The 19,600-nt window shown below is 45.7% G+C and carries 31 protein-coding genes; 26 read left to right on the forward strand and 5 right to left on the reverse strand.

Features of this window, described 5'->3' with window-relative positions:
- Window positions 1–64 precede the first annotated feature (64 nt).
- The gene (locus tag V9W66_RS14235; RefSeq protein ID WP_144094295.1) at window positions 65–2,047 is read left to right on the forward strand and encodes a sodium-translocating pyrophosphatase; all 1,983 of its coding nucleotides are present in this window, start codon (window positions 65–67) and stop codon (window positions 2,045–2,047) included.
- A gap of 123 nt (window positions 2,048–2,170) precedes the next feature.
- On the opposite strand, the gene V9W66_RS14240 is transcribed toward V9W66_RS14235, so the two are convergent.
- The 5 genes from V9W66_RS14240 to V9W66_RS14260 are packed head-to-tail and all read right to left on the reverse strand — an operon-like array spanning window position 2,171 to window position 5,150.
- Complete coding sequence (locus V9W66_RS14240; protein ID WP_144094294.1) at window positions 2,171–2,797, reverse strand: stage V sporulation protein AA; 627 nt, start codon at window positions 2,795–2,797, stop codon at window positions 2,171–2,173.
- A gap of 25 nt (window positions 2,798–2,822) precedes the next feature.
- Window positions 2,823–3,179: a SpoVA/SpoVAEb family sporulation membrane protein gene (locus V9W66_RS14245; RefSeq protein WP_059085334.1), complete on the reverse strand. Its 357-nt coding sequence runs from the start codon at window positions 3,177–3,179 to the stop codon at window positions 2,823–2,825.
- A gap of 2 nt (window positions 3,180–3,181) precedes the next feature.
- Window positions 3,182–4,237, reverse strand: coding sequence for a stage V sporulation protein AD (locus tag V9W66_RS14250; RefSeq protein WP_144094293.1), 1,056 nt, complete (start codon window positions 4,235–4,237; stop codon window positions 3,182–3,184).
- The gene (locus V9W66_RS14255) at window positions 4,234–4,692 is read right to left on the reverse strand and encodes a SpoVA/SpoVAEb family sporulation membrane protein (protein ID WP_118368442.1); all 459 of its coding nucleotides are present in this window, start codon (window positions 4,690–4,692) and stop codon (window positions 4,234–4,236) included. The genes V9W66_RS14250 and V9W66_RS14255 overlap by 4 nt, the downstream gene beginning before the upstream one ends.
- A 41-nt stretch (window positions 4,693–4,733) precedes the next feature.
- Complete coding sequence (locus tag V9W66_RS14260; protein ID WP_118608614.1) at window positions 4,734–5,150, reverse strand: stage V sporulation protein AB; 417 nt, start codon at window positions 5,148–5,150, stop codon at window positions 4,734–4,736.
- A 191-nt stretch (window positions 5,151–5,341) separates the two neighbouring features.
- On the opposite strand from V9W66_RS14260, the gene V9W66_RS14265 reads away from it, so the two are divergent.
- The 25 genes from V9W66_RS14265 to rpsE all read left to right on the forward strand — a co-directional run bounded on the left by V9W66_RS14265 (window position 5,342) and on the right by rpsE (window position 19,588).
- Window positions 5,342–6,073 carry a tRNA threonylcarbamoyladenosine dehydratase gene (locus V9W66_RS14265; protein ID WP_144094292.1) on the forward strand — a complete coding sequence of 244 codons (732 nt, stop codon included), beginning with the start codon at window positions 5,342–5,344 and terminating at the stop codon, window positions 6,071–6,073.
- A gap of 117 nt (window positions 6,074–6,190) precedes the next feature.
- Entirely contained in the window at window positions 6,191–7,108 is a 918-nt protein-coding gene (gene murB, locus V9W66_RS14270) for a UDP-N-acetylmuramate dehydrogenase (RefSeq protein ID WP_144094291.1), read from the forward strand.
- Between the two features lie 58 nt (window positions 7,109–7,166).
- Window positions 7,167–8,045, forward strand: a complete 879-nt coding sequence (gene rapZ / locus V9W66_RS14275; RefSeq protein ID WP_144094290.1) for an RNase adapter RapZ — start codon at window positions 7,167–7,169, stop codon at window positions 8,043–8,045.
- A 48-nt stretch (window positions 8,046–8,093) separates the two neighbouring features.
- Window positions 8,094–9,050, forward strand: coding sequence for a DNA-binding protein WhiA (gene whiA, locus V9W66_RS14280; RefSeq protein WP_144094289.1), 957 nt, complete (start codon window positions 8,094–8,096; stop codon window positions 9,048–9,050).
- A complete protein-coding gene (locus tag V9W66_RS14285; protein ID WP_015526913.1) occupies window positions 9,047–9,301 on the forward strand; it encodes an HPr family phosphocarrier protein in 255 nt (84 codons plus the stop codon). The genes whiA and V9W66_RS14285 overlap by 4 nt, the downstream gene beginning before the upstream one ends.
- A gap of 145 nt (window positions 9,302–9,446) precedes the next feature.
- A complete protein-coding gene (locus tag V9W66_RS14290; protein WP_144094288.1) occupies window positions 9,447–10,526 on the forward strand; it encodes a hypothetical protein in 1,080 nt (359 codons plus the stop codon).
- 349 nt (window positions 10,527–10,875) lie between these two features.
- Window positions 10,876–11,193: a 30S ribosomal protein S10 gene (gene rpsJ, locus V9W66_RS14295; protein ID WP_015526916.1), complete on the forward strand. Its 318-nt coding sequence runs from the start codon at window positions 10,876–10,878 to the stop codon at window positions 11,191–11,193.
- A gap of 65 nt (window positions 11,194–11,258) precedes the next feature.
- Window positions 11,259–11,891 (forward strand): 50S ribosomal protein L3, encoded by a 633-nt coding sequence (rplC, locus tag V9W66_RS14300; RefSeq protein ID WP_015526917.1) that lies wholly within the window; start codon window positions 11,259–11,261, stop codon window positions 11,889–11,891.
- A gap of 21 nt (window positions 11,892–11,912) precedes the next feature.
- The gene (gene rplD, locus V9W66_RS14305) at window positions 11,913–12,533 is read left to right on the forward strand and encodes a 50S ribosomal protein L4 (RefSeq protein ID WP_015526918.1); all 621 of its coding nucleotides are present in this window, start codon (window positions 11,913–11,915) and stop codon (window positions 12,531–12,533) included.
- Window positions 12,533–12,832: a 50S ribosomal protein L23 gene (gene rplW / locus V9W66_RS14310; RefSeq protein WP_015526919.1), complete on the forward strand. Its 300-nt coding sequence runs from the start codon at window positions 12,533–12,535 to the stop codon at window positions 12,830–12,832. Before rplD ends, rplW begins: the two co-directional genes overlap by 1 nt.
- A gap of 62 nt (window positions 12,833–12,894) precedes the next feature.
- Entirely contained in the window at window positions 12,895–13,740 is an 846-nt protein-coding gene (gene rplB, locus V9W66_RS14315; protein WP_015526920.1) for a 50S ribosomal protein L2, read from the forward strand.
- Between the two features lie 15 nt (window positions 13,741–13,755).
- On the forward strand, window positions 13,756–14,037 hold the full coding sequence (gene rpsS, locus V9W66_RS14320; RefSeq protein WP_015526921.1) for a 30S ribosomal protein S19: 282 nt from the start codon (window positions 13,756–13,758) through the stop codon (window positions 14,035–14,037).
- 86 nt (window positions 14,038–14,123) lie between these two features.
- Entirely contained in the window at window positions 14,124–14,513 is a 390-nt protein-coding gene (gene rplV, locus V9W66_RS14325; RefSeq protein WP_015526922.1) for a 50S ribosomal protein L22, read from the forward strand.
- A gap of 11 nt (window positions 14,514–14,524) precedes the next feature.
- Complete coding sequence (gene rpsC, locus V9W66_RS14330; protein WP_015526923.1) at window positions 14,525–15,181, forward strand: 30S ribosomal protein S3; 657 nt, start codon at window positions 14,525–14,527, stop codon at window positions 15,179–15,181.
- Complete coding sequence (rplP, locus tag V9W66_RS14335; RefSeq protein ID WP_015526924.1) at window positions 15,181–15,618, forward strand: 50S ribosomal protein L16; 438 nt, start codon at window positions 15,181–15,183, stop codon at window positions 15,616–15,618. The genes rpsC and rplP overlap by 1 nt, the downstream gene beginning before the upstream one ends.
- A complete protein-coding gene (rpmC, locus tag V9W66_RS14340; RefSeq protein ID WP_021650762.1) occupies window positions 15,608–15,817 on the forward strand; it encodes a 50S ribosomal protein L29 in 210 nt (69 codons plus the stop codon). Before rplP ends, rpmC begins: the two co-directional genes overlap by 11 nt.
- A 17-nt stretch (window positions 15,818–15,834) precedes the next feature.
- Complete coding sequence (rpsQ, locus tag V9W66_RS14345; RefSeq protein ID WP_021650763.1) at window positions 15,835–16,089, forward strand: 30S ribosomal protein S17; 255 nt, start codon at window positions 15,835–15,837, stop codon at window positions 16,087–16,089.
- A 13-nt stretch (window positions 16,090–16,102) separates the two neighbouring features.
- Window positions 16,103–16,471 carry a 50S ribosomal protein L14 gene (gene rplN, locus V9W66_RS14350; protein WP_019162495.1) on the forward strand — a complete coding sequence of 123 codons (369 nt, stop codon included), beginning with the start codon at window positions 16,103–16,105 and terminating at the stop codon, window positions 16,469–16,471.
- Window positions 16,472–16,482: 11 nt separating this feature from the next.
- Window positions 16,483–16,794 carry a 50S ribosomal protein L24 gene (gene rplX / locus V9W66_RS14355; protein WP_021650764.1) on the forward strand — a complete coding sequence of 104 codons (312 nt, stop codon included), beginning with the start codon at window positions 16,483–16,485 and terminating at the stop codon, window positions 16,792–16,794.
- A 22-nt stretch (window positions 16,795–16,816) separates the two neighbouring features.
- The gene (gene rplE, locus V9W66_RS14360; RefSeq protein WP_021650765.1) at window positions 16,817–17,356 is read left to right on the forward strand and encodes a 50S ribosomal protein L5; all 540 of its coding nucleotides are present in this window, start codon (window positions 16,817–16,819) and stop codon (window positions 17,354–17,356) included.
- Window positions 17,357–17,369: 13 nt separating this feature from the next.
- Entirely contained in the window at window positions 17,370–17,555 is a 186-nt protein-coding gene (locus tag V9W66_RS14365; RefSeq protein WP_015526927.1) for a type Z 30S ribosomal protein S14, read from the forward strand.
- An 81-nt stretch (window positions 17,556–17,636) separates the two neighbouring features.
- Window positions 17,637–18,038 (forward strand): 30S ribosomal protein S8, encoded by a 402-nt coding sequence (gene rpsH / locus V9W66_RS14370; protein WP_015526928.1) that lies wholly within the window; start codon window positions 17,637–17,639, stop codon window positions 18,036–18,038.
- Between the two features lie 97 nt (window positions 18,039–18,135).
- Window positions 18,136–18,675 carry a 50S ribosomal protein L6 gene (rplF, locus tag V9W66_RS14375; protein ID WP_015526929.1) on the forward strand — a complete coding sequence of 180 codons (540 nt, stop codon included), beginning with the start codon at window positions 18,136–18,138 and terminating at the stop codon, window positions 18,673–18,675.
- Between the two features lie 17 nt (window positions 18,676–18,692).
- Window positions 18,693–19,061, forward strand: coding sequence for a 50S ribosomal protein L18 (gene rplR, locus V9W66_RS14380; protein ID WP_118513010.1), 369 nt, complete (start codon window positions 18,693–18,695; stop codon window positions 19,059–19,061).
- Window positions 19,062–19,078: 17 nt separating this feature from the next.
- A complete protein-coding gene (rpsE, locus tag V9W66_RS14385; protein ID WP_144094287.1) occupies window positions 19,079–19,588 on the forward strand; it encodes a 30S ribosomal protein S5 in 510 nt (169 codons plus the stop codon).
- The last annotated feature ends 12 nt before the right edge of the window (window positions 19,589–19,600 follow it).

Genomic DNA, 19,600 nt, shown 5'->3' on the forward strand with positions numbered 1-19,600 from the left:
TCTATTTGAAATATGTAAAATAATGTGATAAAGTATTAACAATACATGAACGGAGGTAAAAAGAGTGGAAAACTACATGTATTTGGTGCCGGTGGCAGCCGTACTGGCACTTCTGTTCGCAGCATACCTTGCAGCGAAGGTCAGCAAGCAGGATGCAGGAACAGACAGAATGAAGGAGATCGCAGGTGCGATCGCAGAAGGTGCCCGCGCCTTCTTAACAGCAGAGTACAAGATCCTGGTTATTTTTGTAGCCGTACTTTTTGTACTGATCGGAATCGGAGTTGGAAGCTGGGTAACAGCAATCTGCTTTGTAGTAGGTGCTCTGTTTTCAACAATCGCAGGATACTGCGGTATGACCGTTGCAACAAAGGCTAATGTAAGAACAGCAAATGCAGCAAAAGAGGGAGGAATGAACAAGGCTCTTTCCATTGCATTCTCCGGCGGTGCTGTTATGGGTATGTGTGTTGCAGGTCTTGGTGCACTGGGTGTCAGCGTTGTGTATATCATCACAAAGAACGTTGACGTACTTTCTGGATTCAGCCTTGGTGCTTCTTCCATCGCACTGTTTGCACGTGTTGGTGGTGGAATCTATACAAAGGCAGCTGACGTAGGAGCTGACCTTGTAGGTAAGGTTGAGGCAGGAATCCCGGAGGATGACCCTCGTAACCCGGCTGTTATCGCGGATAATGTAGGTGATAACGTAGGTGATGTTGCCGGTATGGGTGCAGACCTTTTTGAGTCCTATGTAGGATCTCTGGTATCTGCCCTTACACTTGGTGCGGTAGCCGGAGCAGTTTCCGGTGTTCTCTATCCGCTGGCTATTGCAGGCTGTGGACTGATCGCATCCATCATTGCAACATTCTTTGTAAAAGGTGATGATAATTCCAATCCGCAGAAAGCCCTCACAAAAGGAAGCTATGTATCTGCAGCACTTGTTATCATCGTGTCCCTGATCCTCAGCAAGACTCTCTTCGGAGATATGAAGGCAGCCATTGCTGTGATCGCAGGTCTTGTTGTCGGTGTCATCATCGGAAACATTACAGAGTATTACACATCTGCAGATTATAAACCGGTTCAGGGAATCGGCGAGCAGTCTGAGACAGGTGCAGCTACAACTATCATCAGTGGTATCGCAGTAGGTATGAAATCTACAGCATTCCCGATCCTGCTGATCTGTGTTGGTATTTTTGTAGCATACGGTGTGGATGGATTATACGGAATCGCTCTTGCAGCAGTTGGTATGCTTTCCACAACAGGAATCACAGTTGCCGTTGACGCGTATGGACCCATCGCTGACAATGCCGGTGGTATTGCAGAGATGTCAGGTCTGGATGAGTCAGTTCGTGAGATCACAGATAAGCTTGATTCTGTAGGTAACACAACAGCAGCTATGGGTAAAGGCTTCGCGATCGGTTCCGCAGCTCTTACAGCGCTTGCTCTGTTTGTATCTTATGCGAATGCAGTAAATCTGGATGCGATCAATATCCTTGCTCCTCGTGTTACGATCGGTATCTTTATCGGTGGTATGCTTACATTCCTCTTCTCGGCCTTCACAATGGAATCCGTTTCCAAGGCTGCTTACAAGATGATCGAGGAAGTAAGACGCCAGTTCCGTGAGAAACCGGGTATCATGAAGGGTATCGAAAAACCGGATTACAAATCATGCGTTGCGATCTCCACAACAGCAGCTCTTCACGAGATGATGCTTCCTGGAATCATGGCGGTCGTTGTTCCGGTTATCGTAGGGGTTGTTCTTGGCGTTGAGGCTCTTGGAGGACTTCTTTCCGGTGCTCTTGTAACAGGTGTACTGATGGCAATCTTCATGTCCAACGCAGGTGGTGCATGGGATAATGCAAAAAAATACATCGAGACAGGTCATCATGGCGGAAAAGGCAGCGAGGCGCACAAAGCAGCCGTTGTCGGCGATACAGTCGGCGATCCGTTCAAAGATACATCAGGGCCTTCCATTAACATCCTGATCAAGCTTATGACTATTGTATCACTGGTATTTGCTCCTCTGTTCTTATCCATCGGAGGACTTCTGTAAATATCATTTCAGAAAAAAAGTAAACCCATATTATATAAAAAAAGCTCTTTGCAGAGAAATCTGCAGGGAGCTTTTTTTGTGCGACAGGCGGCGGAATTGTACGGATATGAGAGTGTGCTCTGGTTATGATTCAGTTTCTGGATTTTCTGTTCGTGCAGCCTGTTCGATCAGTGTCCGGTTTACATCATCCTCATAGGTCCGCATCTGCACCTGCATAGGTGTGGGATCATCGCTTAGCTTCAGATGCCCGAAATGATTAAAGAAGATCAGTACGCCGAGGCCAATCCCGATGGAGTAGGAAATCTCCAGGATGGTAAAGCCGGAGGAACTTTTTCCCGTAACAAGAGTGTAAAACTGGCTAAAAAGGCTGCCCATATCTACGTCATTATTAAAGGTCATAATGGAAAAAGCAGCGCCGAAAAAGGAAACCAGACATACAAAAAAGATTTTTACATACCGGAAAATTTTCCCTGTGGCAGAGCTGATGCGGTAGGTGATGATAAAATCCGTTTCCCCGATGGGAGAAATGTCAATGGAGGGTTCCAGCTTCTGGATCTTTTTCAGAAGATCCGAGGCAGACATCACATAGCGTCCGGGCTTTTTCGCATCCAGAACGATCACAGGCATGACCCGCAGACGATTGAGGATTTTGGGGTCACTCATGGAAAGTGCAGCGATATCCTGAAGATATACATGTGGGTTGGTGACTTCAATGTTCTGATCCAGCTGCAGATAAAGAGTATCACTCATGAGAAAAAACTCCTTTCCCGGAATATTATTTTTTCATTTTTGGACGGAAGAAGAGACTGGCCAGATAAGAGAAGATCAGGGCGGAGGAAACTCCGGCAGCACAGGCAGTGAAGCCTCCTGTAAAAAGCCCAAGGATGCCGTCTTCTTCAATGGCTTTTTTCATACCCTCCCATAATACATGTCCGAAACCGATCAGCGGGACGGAGGCCCCGGCACCTGCAAAATCCACCAGCGGCCGGTAGACGCCAACGGCACTTAACAGGGCGCCGCTGCATACCAGAAGTACCATCACGCGGCCAGGCATCAGCTTTGTCTTGTCCAGAAGGATCTGGATCAGGGCACAGACAAGGCCGCCGAACCAGAATGCGTTAAAGTAATCCATGCTCATACCTCCATATGCTCGATGACAACTCCGTGGGCAATACCCGGAATACTGTCACCTTCATTAAAGCTTACTTTGGAAAGAAGCGCTCCTGTTGGTACAAAAAGGATCCGCTTCCATTCTCCGGATACAATCTTTGGAAGGATATAGGAGGCAAGGACTACAGCAGAACAGCCGCAGCCGCTTCCTCCTGCGTGGGTGTCCTGAGAAGGATCGTCATAGATCAGGATACCGCAGTCTTTATGAATGGGAGAAAGCCGGATATTTTGTTCCTCCAGAAGATCCAGGAGAATTTTCTGCCCGATGATCCCCAGATCCCCGGTAAAGACGGCATCATAATCCGAAGGCGTCCGCCCGAAATCCGAAAAGCTTCGTGCAATGGTATCGCAGGCTGCAGGAGCCATACAGCCTCCCATGTTCATGGAATCCCTGAGACCGTAATCCATCACACGGCCGGCAGTAAGGCCGGTGATAGCAGCACAGCCTTTGCCGGAGCGCAGAGGAGCTTTTTCTCCGGGAGGAGATGTACTTAGGATACAGGCACCGCTTCCGGTTACTGTCCAGGTGGCAGAAAACGGCCGCTGGTTTCCGTATCCCAGAGGAAAACGAAATTCTTTTTCCGCACTTGCGAAATGGCTGGAGGTGGCACATAAGACCCGTGTGCCGAATCCGGCGGTCAGAGCAAGGGAACCGAGAGAAAGTGCTTCCCCTATGGTGGAGCAGGCGCCGTAAAGACCGTAAAAGGGAATTCCAAGTCCAGCGGAGCCGAAACAGGTGGCTGATGTCTGAGCGAGAAGATCTCCGGCGAACATCAGATGGATATCTTCGGAGCTCAGTCCGGCTTTGCCTATGGCCTGAGTGGCAGTTTCTTTCTGCAGTGTGCTTTCCGCAGATTCCCAGGTGTCACAGCCAAACATGGGATCTTCACAGACCAGGTCAAAAAGATCTCCAAGAGGACCGTTCGCCTCTTTCTGACTGACGATGGATGCGGCGCTTTCGATATACAAAGGCTGTGAAAATGCAATGCTGGCTGCGCCAAATCTGAGATTTTTGTTCATGATATCACCTCCAGGATCTTTAGGATATAATAGATCACACCCAGTCCCCAGGCGCTTAAGATGCCGTAGAGGATCACAGGACCTGCAATAGTAAAGATCTTGCACCCTATGCCGAAAACCTGTCCTTCTGCCCGGAACTCAATGGCGGATGCAGCCACTGAGTTGGCGAATCCGGTAATGGGAACAAGACTTCCTGCACCGCCGAATTTGCCGATTTTGGGATAAATACCAAAGCCTGTGAGAAGGACGCTTAAGAGAATGAGAAGGACAGAACACCAGGTTCTGGAATCGGAAGCATCTGCACCGAGAGCCTGTGCTGTGTTTAAGATAACCTGTCCAAGAAGACAGATCAGTCCGCCTGTGAGAAAAGCTTTTGCCATATTCAGTGGCAGACTGTGGGTGGGAGTAAGCTGCTTGACATATTGTTCATATTTTTTTTTGTTGATATTTTGCATATGGAAAATCCTTTCGTGATATGGTAGAGTGACAGTAAGAATTACATCCAGCTCATGGCATAATAAAACAGGGAGCCCAGGGCTTTTCCGGCAGCAATGGAAATTATTACCGGAGAAAGCCCCTGAGAGAGCTTCAGCCGTCTGGCAAAGACGGGAAAGACTTTTGCGATCTCTGCCAGTGCGAGGATCCAGCCGCCCAGGAAAATTCCGAAAAATACTCCGCAGACAGCCAGGAAAAAAGGTCCCAGCGGAATTCTGATCGGAAACAGGGTGACGACGGTTCCGACAACTGTTCCCAGAAGTGTCAGATCTTCATAAAGAAAAATCTGGTCAGCTGTATGCGTGATACCTGCATAGCGGGGAACAATGGAAAGGCCGATCAGCAGTCCGGAGACACCTCCTGCAACGATGATCCCGGCACAGAAACCGATAAAGCACAGAATCAGCTGTTGAAGCATGGACAGAACCTCCTTGTGGGATTGTATGGGAATAGTATGATAAAATATAAATTTTTTATGCGAAAATCTTAAAAAACAAGAATATCTGTACATTTACGGACAGAGATAGTATAATAAAAAGGGATATGGACAGCGGCGGACAGGCGCTGTCTTTCTCAATCAAAAGAAAAAACAGTGTCAGGAGGACGGATATGCAGGATGCTTTTTCACGTATGGAATTGCTCGTTGGAAATACAGGTGTAAAAAAACTCAGCAGGGCGAAAATTGCAGTATTCGGTCTTGGCGGAGCCGGATCACAGGTGGCAGAGTCACTTGCGCGCTGCGGTGTGGGGAGTCTGACACTGATCGATCATGAAAAGATCACATTGACGAATATCGGAAGCCAGGTGCTGGCACTTCATTCTACTCTGGGAATGAGCAAGGTAGAGGCGGCCAAGAAGAGAATCCGGGATATTGATGAGAATATTTTGGTGCATACCTACGAAACCTTTTATAATGAGGAGACTGCGGGAATGTTTGAATTGCGTTCCTTTGATTATATTGTGGATACAATGGGAACACTGTCGTCAAAACTGCTTCTGATCAGCAGAGCAAGGGAGGGACGTGTGCCTGTGATCTCCTGCCTGGACATCGGGAACAAGATAGACCCGTCCAGACTTGAGGTTGCGGATATCAGCAGGACCACAGTATGCCCGGCGGCCAGGATCATAAAAAAAGAACTGCGTAAACAGGGAATACGTAAACTCAAAGTACTGTATTCCAGAGAACAACCGGCAAAAGAAAAGCTTTTCAGACGGAGAAGAACTATGGTGAAGAAGCCTGTCGAAGGAAATATTTCCTTTGTGACAGGGACTGCGGGATATCTGCTGGCGGGAGAAGTTGTGCGGGATATACTGTCAGCCGGAAACGTTTCACACAGCTGACAGCAGATGAGAAATTGAGCGCAGATCACGGACAGATCCAGTTCATGAGCATGAGTCAAGGCGGAACAGTAATGTCTGCTTTACAGAAATAAAATAGAAAGACTGAGGAAATAAAAAGTGAATTCAGAAATCATAAAAAAGTTCTGCGATCTTCTTGGAGAAGAACGTGTTTTTACAGGCGAAGCAATGAGCCGTCATACAACTTTTAAGATCGGAGGTCCGGCGGATTATTTTCTGATGCCGGATAAAGACACAGATGTGGGGCGTATCGTAAAAATCTGTAAAGAAAGTGCGATCCCTTATTTTATCCTCGGAAACGGAAGTAATCTTCTGGTAGGAGACGGCGGTTACCGTGGCGCGGTTATCCAGATCTACAAAAATATGTCTGCCGTTACCGTAGAAGGAACAGAGATCACCGTACAGGCAGGTGCGCTGCTTTCATCGGTGGCAGCAGCAGCAAAAAATGCAGCTCTTACAGGCTTTGAGTTTGCAGGCGGGATCCCGGGAACTATGGGCGGTGCGGTTGTGATGAATGCAGGTGCCTATGGCGGCGAGATGAAGGATGTTCTCACAGAGGTAACTGTGATGGATGAGGAGGGAGAGATCGTTACCCTTCCGGCAGATAAACTGGAACTGGGATATCGTACCAGCATCATCAAAACCGCAGGTTATATCGTGCTGGAAGCAAAGCTGCAGCTGAAGGAGGGAAATCCGGAAGTGATCCGTGAGACCATGAAAGATCTGACGATCCGTCGTACCACCAAACAGCCGTTGGAGTATCCCAGTGCTGGAAGTACCTTTAAGAGACCGGAGGGATATTTTGCAGGTAAGCTGATCATGGACAGCGGTCTTGCTGGATATCAGGTAGGTGGTGCACAGGTTTCTGAGAAACACTGTGGCTTTGTGATCAATGCAGGCGGTGCAACTGCCAGGGATGTCCGCACGCTGCTGGATAATGTCAGGGATATCGTTTATAAGAAATATGGAGTTACGCTGGAACCGGAGGTGAAGTTCCTGGGTGATTTTGAAGCCTGAGGAATGCGTATGTACGCTTTGCATATAACGGAAGAAGAAATGGAAAGGAAGAGAGACTATGCGTTTTGTGATCGTTACAGGAGTGTCAGGAGCAGGAAAAACAGCTGCACTTAAAATGTTGGAGGATATGGGATATTTCTGCGTGGATAATCTTCCGATCCAGCTTCTGGAAAAATTTGCTTCCCTTCTTCCTGAGATGCAGAGCGAAAATGTTAGAAATGTGGCTCTGGGGATCGATGCCAGAAGCGGAAGTGCCCTTGATGAACTGGAAGTAGTTCTGGACCGTATGAAGCAGACCGGGTATGATTACGAGATCCTGTTTATGGATGCAGAGGATTCGGTCCTTGTAAAACGCTATAAAGAATCCAGAAGAAGCCACCCGCTGGCAAGAGCAGGGAGAGTGGATGAGGGAATCCGCCTGGAACGTGAGAAAACAAAATTTCTCCGGAAACGTGCGGATTATATCATTGATACCAGCCATCTGCTTACCAGGGAGCTTCGCCAGGAAATCGAAAAGATCTTTGTGGATGACAGAGAGTTCAGCAATATCATGATCTCTGTGCTTTCCTTCGGCTTTAAGTATGGAATCCCGGCAGATGCAGATCTTGTGTTTGATGTGCGATTTCTTCCCAATCCCTATTATGTGGATGAACTGCGTCCTCTGACAGGCCTTGACGATGAAGTGTTCAATTATGTGATGGCCAGTGATACGGCGAAAGCCTTCGCGGACAAACTGGAGGATATGATCCGTTTTCTGATCCCTAACTACATTAAAGAAGGGAAAACAAGCCTTGTGATCGGTATCGGATGTACAGGGGGAAAACATCGTTCTGTTACGATTGCCAGAGAACTTTTTTTCAGGCTTTCCAAATCGGATGAATACGGCATCCGCCTGGAGCACAGGGATGCGGAGAAGGACAGACTTCTGAAAAAATAACTGCCGCGATGAAAAGGGTGGCAGGAAAACAGTAAAAGAGGGTTCGGGATGTCATTTTCAGGAAAAGTCAAAGAGGAACTTGCAGGACAGCTTAGTCTGGCCAGGCACTGTCAGGTGGCAGAACTGGCGGCACTGCTCTGTGGCTGCGGCCGTGTGGAAAAAATGTCGGATGGAAACAGAAAACTGTGGATCCAGACAGAAAATGAAGCAGTTGCAAGAAAAAGCTTTACATTATTGCGAAAAACCTTTAATATAGAGACAGCGATTGTTATCCGGGAAGGGTCTCATCTCAAACGGGGTAAGGTATATCTTGTTGAGGTTACGGATCCTGCCAGAACAGAGGAAGTACTGCAGGGGACAAAGCTTTCTGTGGATAACAAAACCGGTTTACTTGAAATGGATAATTCGCTTGTGGTTCAGATGAACTGTTGCAAGCGGGCATTTATTCGCGGTACTTTTTTGTCGTCCGGTTCGATCAGTGATCCAGAGAAAGGGTATCATTTTGAGATCGTGTGTCCGGACAGCAGGAAAGCAGAACAATTACAGGGGATTATCCGCAGCTTTCACGTAGAAGCTAAAATTGTGGTGCGCAAGAAATCATATGTGGTCTATGTGAAGGAAGGCGCGCAGATCGTTGACATGCTGGCAGTCATGGAGGCGAACGTAGCCCTTATGGATCTGGAGAACATCCGGATACTTAAGGAAATGCGTAACACGGTAAACCGTAAGGTGAACTGTGAGGCTGCGAATATCAATAAAACGGTAAATGCGGCAGTGAGACAGGTGGAAGATATACAGCTGATCAGCAGAACTATCGGTTTTGAGAGTTTGAGCGATGGACTGGCACAGATAGCCAGGCTGAGACTGCAGTATCCGGATGCCACGCTGAAAGAATTAGGCATGATGTTGAATCCGCAGGTGGGCAAATCAGGTGTGAATCACCGGCTTCGCAAGCTGAGTGAGATCGCAGATGAGCTGCGGGAGAACAAGGAGGAGCTATTATGATTAAAAAACCAATCACTATCAACTTATCCACTGGACTGGAGGCAAGACCTGTAGCACAGCTTGTTCAGGTGGCAAGCCAGTTTAACAGTGAAATTTATGTTGAGATTGGCAAAAAAAGAGTCAATGCAAAGAGCATTATGGGAATGATGACTCTGGGACTTGACGCTGGAGAAGAGATTACACTGTCTGCCAACGGTGATGATGAGAATGCAGCGATGGAGAGCATTGAACAGTATTTAAGCAACCAGTAATCCGTTGGAACAGAGCAGTCCGCGGAAAAGGGTAGATTCCTGCGGATGTGGAATATAAAGGGATACAGACGGAAAGGAAGACCGATTCCCGCTGTATCCCTTTCCGCTTCAAAGTACCTACAAATATGAAAGAGGAAGATTACCTATGTCAAAAGTATTGAAATTTATCGTACATTTTGTTGTGATATGCACACTGATCTGTGTACTGGGACTTGTTCTTCCGCCGTTCTTCGGGGTGAGAACAGTGATCGTGGATAAATCCGATAAGGCAACGAACCTCCCAGTCGGATCTGTTACATATGCGATCCCGGAGAAGAGTTCTGCGATCAGCGCAGGTACTCCGATCCTTGTACAGAAAGATTCCGAGACATATAAATATACGATCACCAAGCTCGATGCCTCCAAGGGAACCGGAACAGTAACAGATCAGTCCGTTTCCGGAGGAAAGACTTTTACCATTAAGGTTGGAGATTATGTTCCGAAAGTTGTAGTTACCATTGGCTATGTGGGATATCTTATGGTGGCTACAGAAAGTATTGAAGGCCTGATCATTCTTGGTCTGGTCGTATTGTTCCTGATCATCCTGTATGTGATCGCAGAGCTCTGGAAGAAAGAGCCGGATGATATTGAGGAAGATGTGAACGATCCGGAACCGGGTTATGTGAAGTCCAGGAAAGAACTGAAGCAGGAAGAAAAAGCACGTGCCAGAAGAATGAAGGAAGAAGAAAAAGAGATCATTCAGGAAGAAAAGACACGAAAACACAAAAATAAAAAAGCAGATAAGCGTAAGGTCCGTACGGGCGGTTTCGTAGATGAGATTGACGAAGAGGATGTTGCAGACTATTCGGAGAATAAAAAGAAGGCTGCCATACAGCAGACTGCACAGACTGCCACAAGTGAAGCTCATGCGGAACTTAAGAAAGAGATTGCAGCAGCCACTTCAGAAGAAGCAGATATGCTTTCCAGACTGGAAATGGCAGAACGTACGGTTGAAGAAAACAGAAAGCCGCATCCGGCCGGAAAGGTCGAAGAGGTTCCGGAAGAGGAAGAGGAGCCGGTTACCATTGGAAGCCTTGCGATGCCGTCTTATTCCGCAGCGCAGCTTGCAAGCCGCGTAAAGAAGGCCGGTGATGCACCGGATATCGTTAAGGATGACATCACGAAGGTTACACTGTTTGATTACTCGGATATCATCAGTGGTGATGTGGACGATATGGAAGAATAAAATAAGTACCTATTATATAAGAAGAAAATGGTTCAGAAATGAGCCGTTTTCTTCTTTTTTAAAAAAAATCAAAAAAATTAAAAAAAAGGCTTGCATTCTGAAGAATCATCGTATATACTAATCCTTGCTGTGACATTGATAGCTATGAAGCGCGAGGTTGCTGCCACACTGGCAGGTTTTCCGTGGAGCGAATGTCAAGTTAGGAAACTGACGACAAGTCACTGTACAAAGTTCAATAACCATCTTGGGATGGGACGTGTGTGTAAATATACCATGACACACACGGAGATGTGTACAGTCGCCGCTTGTCGTACTGCTATATAAGTACGAATAGGAGGAGACTTTTTTTATGGCAAATCAGGTAATGAGAATCACATTAAAGGCATATGATCATCAGCTCGTTGATGCATCTGCAGCAAAGATCATCGAGACAGTAAAGAAGAACGGAGCAATGGTAAGTGGACCGGTTCCGCTTCCTACTAAGAAAGAGGTTGTTACAATCTTAAGAGCTGTTCATAAATACAAAGATTCCAGAGAGCAGTTTGAGCAGAGAACACATAAGAGACTTATCGATATCCTGACACCAACTCAGAAAACAGTAGATGCACTTTCCAGACTGGAAATGCCGGCTGGTGTTCACATCGATATCAAGATGAAAAACCGCTAATAATGTCATTTGACATTAACTATATGATTACCGAATGGTAATCCGCTATAAGGAGGAAGAAAGAAATGAAGAAAGCTATTTTAGCTACTAAAGTCGGAATGACTCAGATCTTCAATGAAGATGGAATGTTAATTCCGGTAACTGTTTTACAGGCAGGTCCTTGCGTTGTAACTCAGGTTAAAACTGAGGAGAACGATGGATACACATCAGTTCAGGTTGGCTTCGGCGAGATCAGAGAGAAACTGGTCAACAAACCGGAGAAAGGCCACTTTGACAAAGCTGGTGTAGCTGTAAAGAGATTTGTAAAAGAGTTCAGATTTGACAATGCCGGCGAGTATGAGGTTGGACAGGAGATCAAGGCTGATATCTTTGCAGCAGGAGATCATATCGATGCTACTGCAGTTTCCAAAGGTAAAGGCTTCCAGGGCGCCATCAAGAGACATGGCCAGTCCAGAGGACCTATGGCTCACGGTTCTAAATATCATCGTCATGCAGGTTCCAACGGCGCTTGCTCCGATCCGAGCAAGGTTTTCAAAGGAAAACATATGCCAGGTCACATGGGACATGTTCAGGTAACTGTTCAGAATCTTGAGATCGTACGTGTAGATACAGAAAATAACTTACTGTTAGTTAAGGGTGCTGTTCCAGGACCTAAGAAATCTTTGGTTACAATCAAAGAGACAGTAAAGTCCTTATAATAGGAAAGGAGGAGCATCAGAATGGCTAATGTAACTGTTTATAATATGGAAGGCAATGAAGTTGGCACAATGGAGCTGAATGACGCAGTATTCGGCGTTGAGATCAACGAGCATCTCGTTCATCTTGCAGTTGTTCGTCAGCTTGCAAATAACCGTCAGGGAACTCAGAAAGCGAAAACTCGTTCTGAGGTAAGAGGCGGCGGAAGAAAACCGTGGAGACAGAAAGGAACAGGTCATGCAAGACAGGGTTCCATCCGTGCACCACAGTGGACAGGCGGCGGTGTTGTATTCGCTCCGGTTCCGAGAGATTATGAAGTGAAAATGAACAAGAAGGAAAGAAGAGCAGCTCTTAAATCCGCTCTGACATCCAAGGTTCAGGATAATAAACTTGTTGTTGTTGACAGCCTTGCACTTGCTGAGGTTAAGACAAAAGAGATGCAGAAGGTTCTTACAAACCTGAAAGCAGAGAAAGCTCTTGTAATCACAGCTGACAACGATCAGAACGTAGTTCTTTCCGCAAGAAACATCGCTGACGTGGAAACTGCAACACCGGCTACAATCAACACATACGATGTTATGAAACACAACACCGTAGTTGTTACAAAGGATGCCGTTGCATCTATCGAGGAGGTATACGCATAATGGCAAGTATTCAGTACTATGACGTAATCATCCGTCCGGTTATCACAGAGAAATCCATGGCAGACATGGGTGAGAAGAAATATACATTCCTTGTACATCCGGAAGCTAACAAAACTCAGATCAAAGAGGCTGTTGAGAAGATGTTCGAGGGAACAAAAGTTAAGAGCGTAAACACCATCAACAGTGATGGAAAGAAAAAACGCCGTGGAATGGTAGTTGGAAAAACTGCTAAGACTAAAAAAGCTATCGTAGCTCTTACAGAAGAGAGCAAAGATATCGAGATTTTTGAGGGACTTTAATTAACAGATAAGTCCGAATATGTGCACGAAAGCACGAGAACAAATTCGAAAGGAGAAACATCATGGGAATCAAAAGCTATAACCCATATACACCGTCAAGAAGACATATGACTGGTTCCGACTTCTCTGAGATTACAGCTGCAAAACCAGAGAAATCCCTCGTTACTTCCCTTAAGAAGAACGCTGGACGTAACAATCAGGGTAAGATCACTGTAAGACATCAGGGTGGCGGAAGCAGAAGAAAATACAGAATCATCGACTTCAAGAGAAGAAAAGATGGAATCCCTGCAACAGTTAAAACAATCGAGTACGATCCGAACAGAACAGCTAACATCGCTCTGATCTGCTACGCAGATGGCGAGAAAGCTTACATCCTCGCTCCAGAGGGACTTAAAGTAGGCCAGAAGGTTTACAATGGTCCGGAAGCTGAGGTTCGTGTTGGAAACTGCCTCCCACTGGAGCTTATCCCGGTTGGTACTATGGTTCACAACATTGAGCTTCATCCTGGAAAAGGCGGACAGATGGTTCGTTCTGCAGGAAACGGCGCACAGCTCATGGCTAAAGAAGGAAAGTACGCAACACTTCGTCTTCCTTCCGGTGAGATGAGAATGGTTCCGATCGTATGCCGCGCAACTGTTGGTGTAATCGGAAACGGAGATCACAACCTTATTAACATCGGTAAAGCCGGACGTAAACGTAACATGGGTATCAGACCTACAGTTCGTGGTTCCGTAATGAACCCGAATGACCATCCGCATGGTGGTGGTGAAGGTAAGACCGGTATCGGACGCCCAGGTCCTTGCACACCGTGGGGCAAACCTGCTCTCGGCCTGAAGACCAGAAAGAAAAACAAACAGTCCAACAAGTACATCGTAAGAAGACGCGATGGAAAAGCATTATCGAAATAATAAGGAGGAGAAAGCATGTCTCGTTCACTGAAAAAAGGACCTTTTGCAGACCAGAGCTTACTTAAAAAAGTAGACGCTCTTAACGCTGCAAATGATAAATCCGTAATCAAAACTTGGTCTCGCCGTTCCACAATCTTCCCGTCTTTCGTAGGACACACAATCGCTGTTCATGACGGAAGAAAACATGTGCCGGTATATATCACAGAGGATATGGTAGGACACAAACTTGGTGAGTTCGTTGCAACAAGAACTTACAGAGGACACGGAAAAGACGAGAAGAAGTCCGGAGTACGCTAGTCATCAGATTTATAACTGCCCGCTGTCAATTTAAGACAGCTGGCAGATAACTTAGATATCGAATTTGAGAAAGGAGGCACTTTAAGATGGCAAAAGGACATAGAAGCCAGATAAAGAGAGCCAGAAATGAGAATAATAGAGAGACAAGGCCGTCTGCAAAGTTATCTTATGCAAGAATTTCTGTTCAGAAAGCCTGCTACGTATTAGATGCGATCCGTGGCAAAGATGTACAGACAGCACTTGGTATCCTGACATACAACCCGAGATACGCTTCCAGCGTGATTAAAAAACTGCTTGAGTCAGCAGTAGCAAACGCTGAGAACAACAACGGAATGAACGCAGACAACCTTTATGTTGCAGCATGCTATGCAGATAAGGGACCTACAATGAAGAGAATTCAGCCGAGAGCACAGGGTAGAGCTTACAGAATCGAGAAGAGAACTAGCCATATCACAGTTGTGCTTGATGAAAGGTAAGGAGGAAAAGCATGGGACAGAAAGTTAATCCGCATGGCCTTAGAGTCGGAGTTATCAAGGATTGGGATTCCAGATGGTATGCAGAAGACAAGTTTGCTGACTACCTGGTAGAAGACTACAACATCAGAACATTCCTTAAAAAGAAATTATACAGCGCAGGTGTTTCCAAAATCGAGATCGAGAGAGCATCTGACAGAGTTAAGATCATCATCTACACAGCAAAACCTGGTATCGTAATCGGTAAGGGCGGCGCAGAGATCGAGAAAGTTAAAGCTGAGCTTCAGAAATACACAGACAAGAAGCTTATCGTTGACATCAAAGAAGTTAAGAGACCGGACAAAGATGCACAGCTGGTTGCTGAGAACATTGCTCTTCAGCTTGAGAACCGTATTTCCTTCAGACGTGCTATGAAGTCCACAATGCAGAGAACAATGAAGGCTGGCGCTAAGGGAATCAAGACTTCCGTATCCGGACGTCTCGGCGGAGCTGATATGGCTCGTACAGAGTTCTACAGCGAGGGAACAATCCCGCTTCAGACACTTCGTGCAGATATTGACTATGGCTTTGCGGAAGCAGACACCACATACGGTAAAGTTGGTGTTAAGGCATGGATCTACAATGGTGAGATTCTTCCGACAAAAGGAACTAAGGAAGGGAGCGATAAATAATGTTAATGCCAAAAAGAGTAAAACGTCGTAAACAATTCCGTGGCTCCATGAGAGGAAAAGCCCTTAGAGGCAATGTTATCAACTATGGTGATTTCGGTCTTGTTGCTACTGAGCCATGCTGGATCAGATCTAATCAGATCGAGGCAGCCCGTGTTGCTATGACCCGTTACATCAAACGTGGCGGTAAAGTTTGGATTAAGATTTTCCCGGATAAACCGGTAACAGCTAAACCAGCTGAGACTCGAATGGGTTCCGGAAAAGGCGCTCTGGAGTACTGGGTAGCAGTAGTAAAACCAGGTCGTGTTATGTTTGAGATTGCAGGCGTGTCCGAAGAGGTTGCCCGTGAAGCATTACGTCTTGCAATGCACAAGTTACCATGTAAATGTAAAATCGTTTCTCGTGCAGACTTAGAAGGCGGTGATAACAGTGAAAATTAATAAGTTCGTGGAAGATTTAAAAGCAAAGTCAGTTGCAGAACTGAATGAAGAATTAGTAGCTGCTAAAAAAGAGCTTTTCAATCTGAGATTTCAGAATGCAACAAACCAGTTAGACAATACAGGACGAATCAAAGAGGTTCGTAAAAATATTGCCAGAATCCAGACAGTAATCACTGAGCAGGCAAACGCTTCCAAATAGGACAGGAGGACATAATCGTGGAAAGAAATCTGAGAAAAACCCGCGTGGGTAAGGTTATCAGCGACAAAATGGATAAGACCATCGTAGTTGCAATTGAAGACCATGTAAAACATCCTCTTTACAAAAAAATCGTGAAGAGAACATATAAATTAAAAGCTCATGACGAGAACAATGAGTGCAACATCGGAGATACCGTTAAGGTAATGGAGACCAGACCGCTGTCCAAGGACAAGAGATGGAGACTGGTTGAGATCGTAGAGAAAGCTAAATAAGGAGGAAACCAGTATGATTCAGCAGGAAACTAGACTGAAAGTTGCCGACAACACTGGTGCAAAAGAAATCCTTTGTATTCGTGTTATGGGCGGCTCTACAAGAAGATATGCAAACATCGGTGACACAATCGTTGCTACGGTTAAAGATGCAACACCAGGCGGCGTTGTTAAAAAAGGTGACGTTGTTAAAGCTGTAGTTGTTAGAACTAAAAAAGGCGCTCGTCGTAAAGACGGATCTTACATCCGTTTTGATGAAAATGCTGCCGTAATTATCAAGGATGACTTAACTCCGAGAGGAACACGTATCTTTGGACCAGTTGCCAGAGAGCTTCGTGAGAAGAAATTCATGAAGATCGTTTCCTTAGCTCCGGAAGTATTATAGGAGGGTGCCGAATGTCAGCTATGAAAATTAAAAAAGGTGATACTGTAAAGGTAATCGCTGGAAAAGATAAAGGTAAGGACGGAAAGGTCCTTGCAGTTAACGTAAAAGACAACACAGTAGTTGTTGAGAACGTAAACATGGTTACAAAGCACGCTAAACCGTCCGCAGCTAATCAGAACGGTGGAATCGTGACAAAAGAAGCTCCGCTTCATATTTCCAACGTAATGCTCGTTGTAGACGGAAAAGCTACAAGAGTTGGATTCAAGATGGATGGAGACAAAAAAGTTCGTGTTGCCAAAGCAACAGGAAAGACAATCGATTAATTAAGAGAGGAGGCATATAAAGGTGAGTAGATTAAAAGATCTTTACAAGAACGAGATCATGGATGCCATGACCAAGAAATTCGGATACAAAAACGTAATGGAAGTGCCAAAACTCGAGAAAATCGTTGTTAACATGGGTGTTGGCGAGGCAAAAGAGAACGCTAAACTTCTTGACGCTGCAATCGCAGATATGGAACTTGTTACAGGACAGAAAGCAATCGCTACAAAAGCTAAAAAATCTGTCGCTAACTTCAAAATCAGAGAGGGTATGCCGATCGGATGTAAAGTTACTCTGAGAGGCGAGAAGATGTATGAGTTCGCCGATCGTCTTATCAACCTTGCTCTTCCACGTGTACGTGACTTCCGTGGTGTTAACCCGAACGCATTCGACGGCAGAGGAAACTATGCTCTTGGTATCAAAGAGCAGCTGATCTTCCCAGAGGTTGAGTACGATAAGGTTGATAAAGTAAGAGGAATGGACGTTATCTTCGTTACAACTGCTAAAACAGATGAAGAGGCACGCGAATTACTGACATTATTCAACATGCCATTTGCTAAATAGGAGGAAAAGATTCATGGCTAAGACAGCAATGAAAATTAAACAGCAGCGTAAAGCTAAATTCTCCACAAGAGAGTATACTCGCTGCAGAATCTGTGGCCGTCCACATGCATACCTGAGAAAATACGGAATTTGCAGAATCTGCTTCCGTGAGCTGGCATACAAAGGTCAGATCCCGGGTGTTAAGAAAGCTTCCTGGTAGGCCGAGGCGAAAGCAACTTTTTAATCATTTAAATAATATTCACACGACATGTAAAGTCTGAAGAAAGAGGAGGAAACTTACATGACAATGAGCGATCCGATCGCAGATATGCTTACAAGAATCCGTAACGCAAATACTGCAAAACATGACACTGTAGACGTACCGGCATCCAAGATGAAAATTGCTATCGCAAACATCCTTGTAGATGAGGGATACATCGCAAAATATGATCTGGTTGAGGATGGAGTTGTTAAAACTCTTCACATCACACTGAAATATGGTGAGGACAAAAACCAGAAGATCATCACAGGACTTAAGAGAATCTCCAAACCAGGTCTTCGTGTATACGCAGGCAAGGATGAGCTTCCGAAGGTTCTTGGTGGACTTGGTATCGCAATCCTTTCCACAAACAAAGGCGTTATCACTGACAAAGAGGCTCGTAAGCTTCAGGTTGGTGGCGAGGTACTTGCATTCGTTTGGTAGGCCGAAGGTCGCTTGACGAAGCAGTCATATAGCTTTTAAACTGAAAACAGAGAGGGCATGGGCCCTCTCCGACAATCTAAGTAAGGAGGACAAATTTATGTCACGAATCGGAAGACTTCCGGTTGCAATTCCAGCTGGCGTTGAGGTTACAGTCGCAGATGGAAACGTTGTAACAGTAAAAGGACCTAAGGGAACACTTGAGAGAGCACTCCCGACAGAGTTAGAGATCAAAGTTGAAGACGGTCATGTAGTTGTAACAAGACCGAACGACTTAAAGAGAATCAAAGCCCTTCACGGCTTAACAAGAAGCCTTATCCACAACATGGTTGTTGGTGTAAGCGAAGGATACAAAAAAGAGCTTGAGGTTAACGGTGTTGGTTACAGAGCTGCTAAGCAGGGCAAGAAACTTGTACTTAACCTCGGATATTCTCACCCGGTAGAGATGGAAGATCCAGAAGGTCTTGAGTCCACAGTTGACGGAAACAAGATCATCGTATCTGGTATCAGCAAAGAAAAAGTTGGCCAGTACGCAGCTGAGATCAGAGACAAGAGAAGACCTGAGCCATACAAGGGCAAGGGAATCAAGTACGTTGACGAAGTTATCAGACGTAAAGTCGGTAAGACCGGTAAGAAATAATTAAGGAGAGTGAGAATATGATTAACAAAGCATCCAGAAGCGAAATTCGCGAAAAGAAGCATAGAAGATTACGTCATCATTTAAACGGAACTGCAACTACTCCTCGTCTGGCAGTATTTCGTTCCAACAAGCACATCTATGCACAGATTATTGATGACACAGTTGGTAAAACTTTAGTATCCGCTTCTACTCTCCAGAAGGACGTAAAAGCAGAGCTTGAGAACACTGATGATGTACAGGCTGCAGCAAAAGTTGGAGCAGTGATCGGTAAAAAAGCTGTTGAGGCTGGTATCGAGAGCGTTGTTTTCGACAGAGGTGGATATATCTACCACGGAAAAGTTAAAGCACTGGCAGATGCAGCAAGAGAAGCTGGACTGAAATTCTAAGAGGAGGAAAAGAACACATGAAACGTAATCTTATTGATGCTAGTCAGTTAGAGTTAGAAGATAAAGTAGTATCAATCAAGCGTGTTACCAAGGTTGTTAAAGGTGGTCGTAACTTCCGTTTCACAGCTTTAGTTGTTGTAGGTGACGGCAATGGACACGTTGGTGCAGGTTTAGGAAAAGCAGCAGAAATTCCGGAGGCGATCCGCAAAGGTAAAGAGGACGCTATGAAGAAGCTTGTTACTGTTGCAAGAGACGAGAACAATTCCATTACACATGACTTCGTCGGAAAATTCGGAAGCGCTGAGATGCTTCTGAAGAGAGCTCCGGAAGGTACTGGAGTTATCGCCGGTGGCCCGGCACGTGCCGTAATCGAGCTTGCAGGTATCAAAAACATCCGTACAAAATGTATGGGTTCCAGAAATAAACAGAACGTAGTTCTGGCAACAATCGCAGGCCTGAGCCAGTTAAAGACTCCGGAAGAGGTTGCAAAGCTCCGCGGAAAATCTGTAGATGAGATTCTGGGTTAAGGAGGATATGGA

The sequence above is a fragment of the Blautia massiliensis (ex Durand et al. 2017) genome (assembly GCF_051861785.1).
In the GTDB taxonomy this organism is placed as follows: Bacteria; Bacillota; Clostridia; order Lachnospirales; family Lachnospiraceae; genus Blautia_A; species Blautia_A luti_A.